The organism is Acidobacteriota bacterium (genome assembly GCA_009861545.1).
In the GTDB taxonomy this organism is placed as follows: Bacteria; Acidobacteriota; Vicinamibacteria; order Vicinamibacterales; family UBA8438; genus WTFV01.
This window is the reverse complement of record VXME01000136.1, coordinates 1-5,247: the sequence shown is the minus strand read 5'-3', so window position 1 is coordinate 5,247 and position 5,247 is coordinate 1. Positions and strand designations below refer to the sequence as shown.

Sequence of the window (5,247 nt, the reverse complement as noted above, 5' to 3'; positions counted from 1 at the left end):
CGCCGCCGCGCATGCGCACCAGGTCGAAGGTCGCCGCCGCGCCGTGCGGCTCCGCAGGCTGCGGCAGGATGCGCACGGCCACGTCCTCGACGTGCAGCTCCTCGTCGGCCAGCCCGACCGCGGTGGCCGCCACGTCCTCGGCCTGCTCGGCGTAGGCGGCGTTGGCCACCTCGGGCGTCAGGAACCAGAGCGACCGCTCCCAGTACTCGCGGACCGTGCCCTGCCGGCGCGAGTAGTGGTCGACGACGAAACGGTGGAGGAAGAAGCCCGTGGTCGGGTCCAGCGGGTCGGCCTGCGCCTCCATCGCCTCGTAGGCGACCGCCTCGGCGCGGCCGACCTCGTCGACGCGCACGACCAGGGGCTTGGGCTGCGGCGCCCACGCGAGCCGTGCCAGCGCGACGGCCAGCACCAGGACGACCAGCGCCAGCGCCCCGGTGACCACGCGCAGATGCCGCGCGGCGTGCATCTGCTCTCCCCAGATCTCCGCGAACTCCCGCGCCGCCATCACACGCCTCCCGTCATCACCACGCGCGCCGCCGCAGCCGTCTGCACCGCGCGGCCCGACGCGCCCGAGCCGACGTTGCCCGAGCCCGAGACGAGCATCTGCGTCAGCTCGCCCACCTTCATCGTTGCCAGCCCCGCCGCCACGATGTAGGGGATCGTCACCAGCGACCGCCGCATCGCGGTCAGGATCCCCGTCGGCCCCGCCCACTCCACGTCGGCCGACACGTCGCCCGTCCACCCCTGCACGACGAACATCCCCAGCTCGGTGACGACCCGGAAGACCGCCGCCGCGATGGCCCCATAGAGCGAGTAGACGAGCACCGTTCGGAACCAGCCCCAGAAGAGGAACGAGAGCTGCGGCACCAGCATCCAGGGGATGAACACCGGGCCGAGCACCAGCGCGATGGAGAGCGCGATCTGCGCCCACATGACCTGCGCCTGCCCGAGCGCGAAGACCACCACCAGACCCATGAGGAGGACGACCATCAGTCCGAGCGTCATGAAGAGGTCGAAGGCCGCGTCGAGCACGCCCGGCAGGTCCGCGACGACGTTCCAGCCGAACGAGGCAAGGCTCCCGAACAGCCCCTGGCCGGCGAACAGCTCCCGCCACGCGCCGGTCGCGAGACCGAGCTGCTCCAGCATCGCGGTCCCGGCGTCGGCGACGATCATTCCCTGGAGCCAGTCGCCCATCCCCGTGATCAGGTCCGGGACGCTCCGGCCGGTCCCCGGCAGCGGCGCCGTGTAGAAGCGGAGCATGCCGAGCGGGATCGACAGGCCGATGACCATGCGGACGACGGCGGCCATGTTGACGCCGTGGCCCGAGAGCGCCATCTGCGCGCCGGTCCAGACGACGACGATCAGCGCGAGGCCCTGCCAGAGCTGCATCCCGGCCGTGGCCACGGCGGGTGCGACCGAGGCCATCAGCTGGTCGGTGAGGACGGACGCCTGCTGGAGCATCAGCAGTAGGTCGATTGGCGTCATGGCTGCGTCGTTCCTTCCGAGGTTGCGACCGGGACTACCAGTCCGACGGCGACGGGACGCGCCGGTGGCTGTCGATGACGGCGGACTCGGCCGCGGCCAGATCCGCGATGAAGACATCGTGCTCGGTCCGCGCCCGCACGCTGTCGGCCTGCCAACGGACCGCCGCCTCGCGCCGCGCCCGCTCGGCTTCGTAGCGCTCGCGGGCTTCGCGCGCCGCCTCGTAGGCGGCAAGCTGCGCCTGCGCCAGCAGCAACTCGGTCTGCGTCACGCCGTTGGCCAGGGCGGCCTGGTCGACGCGCTGCGTCCGCATCAGGTCGTCGTCGCGCAGGTCCGACAGGTGCGCCGCCGACTCGCCGACCTGCACGGCCAGGGTCGACGCGGCTTCGGCGACGGCGTGCGCGTGCGTCAGCTCGGCCGCCGCCCGCCGCTCCGAGCGCCGCCACATGCGCACGACTCGATCGGCCACCTGACGCGCGAGCCGCAGGCCCCGCAGGTCAGCGGCCGTCACGCTGGGCGGCAGCGCCGCCTCGATGTCGTCCCACACGGTGCGCCAGGTCGCGGTGCCTTCGGCCACGTCGCCGAGGATGTCGAGCGCCTCGCGCGCCGCGTTGCGGCCGGGACCGGACCAGGCCGGGCCGCTCGGAGCGGTCCACGAGCGGAATGTGCTCGGCTCGGCCGCCGAGGTCTCCGTCGCCGGCCGCCCGCCCAGCAGCACCGTCGCCGCCGCCGGGTCGCCGAGACTCGGCGCGGCCAGCACGTCGAGCCAGCCGGCCTCGTCCGTGACGCCGGGAATCCGCTGGAGGAACGCGCCGACGCCGCCCGCGCTCGTGCTCGTCGACAGGCCGATGCCGTGGCGGCCGATCAGCCACTCGGCGTCGGTCACCTCGCGCAGCCGGCCGATGTTGCCCATGCCGATGTCGTTCGACGTAACCAGCTCGGTGGTCGTCGCCAGCACGCCGTCGAGCGACTGGAGCTGGTCGACCATCTTCGAGATCTGCGTCACCATGTGGGCGATCTGCGTCACCTGGTTGGCGATGATGATCGCGTCGCACGAGCCGAACAGGCACGCCTCGGCGCGCCGGCTCGACCACGTTCCGATCGCGACGGCGGCCACCACGCCTGCAATCAACAAGCGCCATCTGTTCGTCATTTCCGGTACATCCTTTCCGGGTGCGGCTCGGGCCGCGGCACGAGGAAGTCCGAGGTCACCCAGACACGCAGCCGGTGGCCGGCGCGCACCGTGACCGTGGGCAGGCGGTTGAGGAACCGCCCGAGGATCTGCGTCGCCGACTGGCCGAAGCCCTGCCCGGCCGCGGCGCGGAAGCCGGCCCCGCCGCCGGCGTACGGGTCGGATCCCTGGAGCGTCAGCCCGGCGAGCAGGCCGACCGCGCCGGCGGCGGCGAACGTCGACGCGTAGTGCCGGTCCACCTGGTCGGCCAGTGCGCTCTCGCCGATGGCGTTCAGGCCGTGAAAGGCGAGGTCGACCCAGCGGCCGTCGGGCCAGACGAGCCGGTGGAAGCCGACCGCCAGCCGGCTCTGGTCCTGGTGCCGGACGGCCTCGGCCGCGCCGAGCAGCCGTGCGCCGCGCGGCACGAGGATCCGCTGGCGGTCTCGCGAGTAGAACGGGATCGCGACCTGCGCGAGAGCCGGGCCGGCGAAGTCGCCGTCGAGCTGCGTGACGAGCACCGCGCTCAACACCGACCCCTCGTAGACCCGCTCCCATCCGCCGGGGTCCATCGGGACCTTCACCACCGCCGGCTCCGCCGTCGCGCCCACGGGCGGCCCGGTCACGCCCGGCACGGTGCGTGCGGCCGGCTCCGCAGCCTCGCCGCCGCCGGCCAGCCCCGCCAGCAGCGCCGCGTTCGCGCCCTGCATCCGGTCGGCGATGGCGGCCGGATCTGGCGGCGGCAGGCTCGACGCCGTGCCGGCATCGCCAGCGCCTACGGCGGGCGCAGCCGGCGCCGTTCCCCCTGAACCGTTGCGGTCCGAGTCGACAATGTCGCCGCCGCCTCGACGCGGCTCGTCCCGGAAGGTCTGCACGACGCTCGGCGCGCGCAGCGACCGGGCGCGCCGTTCGATGGCCTCCAGCCGCAGCCGCTCGCGCAGCTCCACCTCGCCGGCCGTCGGAAGCGACGACGAGTCCTCCGACGCCGCGCCGCCCGGCCCCGGCGGAGCCGGCGGCAGTTGCGGCGGATGGGTGTCACCAGACTCCCCGCCGTCGTCCTCCTCGACCCGGCGCTGCTCGGCGAGCTGCGTCAGCCGCGACCGGAGCTGCCCGACCATGCCTCGTCCGGTGACCTCCGGCTCGGCCGCGCCGGCATCCTCGGCTTCCTCGTCCCCGCCCGACTGGCTCAGCACGAGCCCGGCCAGCAGCACGGCGATGACGCCCACGCCGGCCTTGGTGACCAGATTCCCCGGCAGCGCCCCGGCCGGCGGTTGCAGCACCTGCTTCCACTTCGCCATCACGGGCCTGCCTTTCTCGGTGCGGCCGTCCACCGCAGCCGCCGCTCGCCGACTTCCAGCGCGCCGGACCCGAGCACCCGCGGGACGACGTGCAGCACGCCGTCGAGCACTTCCGACACCGCGACCCGCTCCAGCTCGCCGTCCACGCGCTCGTAGAGGTCCGGCGACAGCGCCCGCGTCCGCAGGTAGGTCCGCCGGCCGTCGTGCCACATCCCCTCGACCAGCCACGGGTAGCCGGCCGCCTCGGCGGTCCAGCGGTAGTCGAAGCGCGCCTGCCGCGGATAGGCTTCGCGGCGCGCGTCCAGTGCGGCCTGCGCCGCCGAGCGGGCCGCCTCGATGCGCTCGGCCCCGCGCGCCTCCGCCGCCGCGACCGCTTCCCATGCCTCGGCCGCGCGGGCGGCCGTCGCGGCGACGGCCTCGGCGGAAGTCAGCAACGGACCGCCGCTGAACGGCCCGGCCGAGCCGTGGCCGACGCGGATGACGGTGTCCACCGGCGCATCCGCGCTTTCGACCAGCGTCAGCGGCACGATGTCCCCCGCGGCCGTCAGCAGCACGAGGTTCGAGCGGGCAGCGGGGACTAGGGGCCGGATGAACGCCAGGTGCGCCGCCGCCGACACGTCCCAGCGCTCGGCGTCGCCCACGACAGCCTCGACGATCTCGGCCGTCTCCGGCAGCGCCACCGTGGTGACGTGGCGCACGCGGGTCGTCACCGTGACCGGCGCATCCGCGGGTGCGGCGGCCACGCGCAGCCCCTGCGCCGCGGCCGGCGAGGTGGTCAGCACGCATCCGAGTGCGATTGCCCAGGCCCTCATCGCGCCACCCCCTGCACGAGCACGGCGGCCACCGCCGCGAGCATCCCGCCGACCATCGCGCGCGTCTTCCACGTCCACCGCGGCTTCGGCCGGTCGAGCGTCCACCCCGTCTCCGAGTCGCCGATCCGCAACCGGCCCGGCCCGAGCACGTGGTCGGCGACGTACAGCCCGTCGTCGAACACCTCGTACGAGACGAGGCTCGGCTCCAGGCTGCGGCGGCCGAAGCGCTTGTCAGCCTCCCGCAGCTCGTAGAGCGCCGGCGACTCCTCGGCCCGCGAGCGCAGGTAGGTGAACCGTCCGTCGTGCCACAGCGCCTCGATCTCGAACGGCGGCGCGAAGGCCACCTCGTCCAGGCGGTAGGGAAAGCGCAGCCGTCCGGGATAGTCGTCGCGCCAGCGCGTCCAGGCGGCGTCGTGCTCGGCCCATACCGCCGCGACTCGGGAAGCCGTCGCCTGTTCGATGGCCTGAAGCTCCGTCCGCGCCGCCG

Annotated in this window: 6 protein-coding genes; all 6 read right to left on the bottom strand. The window is 74.2% G+C overall.

Annotated elements, in window-relative coordinates:
* Positions 1-505 (bottom strand): hypothetical protein (locus tag F4X11_21455; protein ID MYN67560.1); only part of this gene is annotated, 505 nt, incomplete at its 3' end.
* On the bottom strand, positions 505-1,602 hold the full coding sequence (locus tag F4X11_21450; GenBank protein ID MYN67559.1) for a type IV secretion system protein: 1,098 nt from the start codon (positions 1,600-1,602) through the stop codon (positions 505-507). The genes F4X11_21455 and F4X11_21450, both read right to left, overlap by 1 nt.
* Positions 1,520-2,635: a hypothetical protein gene (locus F4X11_21445; protein MYN67558.1), complete on the bottom strand. Its 1,116-nt coding sequence runs from the start codon at positions 2,633-2,635 to the stop codon at positions 1,520-1,522. Before F4X11_21445 ends, F4X11_21450 begins: the two co-directional genes overlap by 83 nt.
* Positions 2,632-3,948, bottom strand: a complete 1,317-nt coding sequence (locus F4X11_21440; protein ID MYN67557.1) for a TrbI/VirB10 family protein — start codon at positions 3,946-3,948, stop codon at positions 2,632-2,634. The genes F4X11_21445 and F4X11_21440 overlap by 4 nt, the downstream gene beginning before the upstream one ends.
* On the bottom strand, positions 3,948-4,760 hold the full coding sequence (locus tag F4X11_21435; protein ID MYN67556.1) for a hypothetical protein: 813 nt from the start codon (positions 4,758-4,760) through the stop codon (positions 3,948-3,950). Before F4X11_21435 ends, F4X11_21440 begins: the two co-directional genes overlap by 1 nt.
* Positions 4,757-5,247, bottom strand: a 491-nt coding sequence (locus F4X11_21430; protein ID MYN67555.1) for a hypothetical protein, incomplete at its 5' end; no start/stop codon positions are given. The genes F4X11_21435 and F4X11_21430, both read right to left, overlap by 4 nt.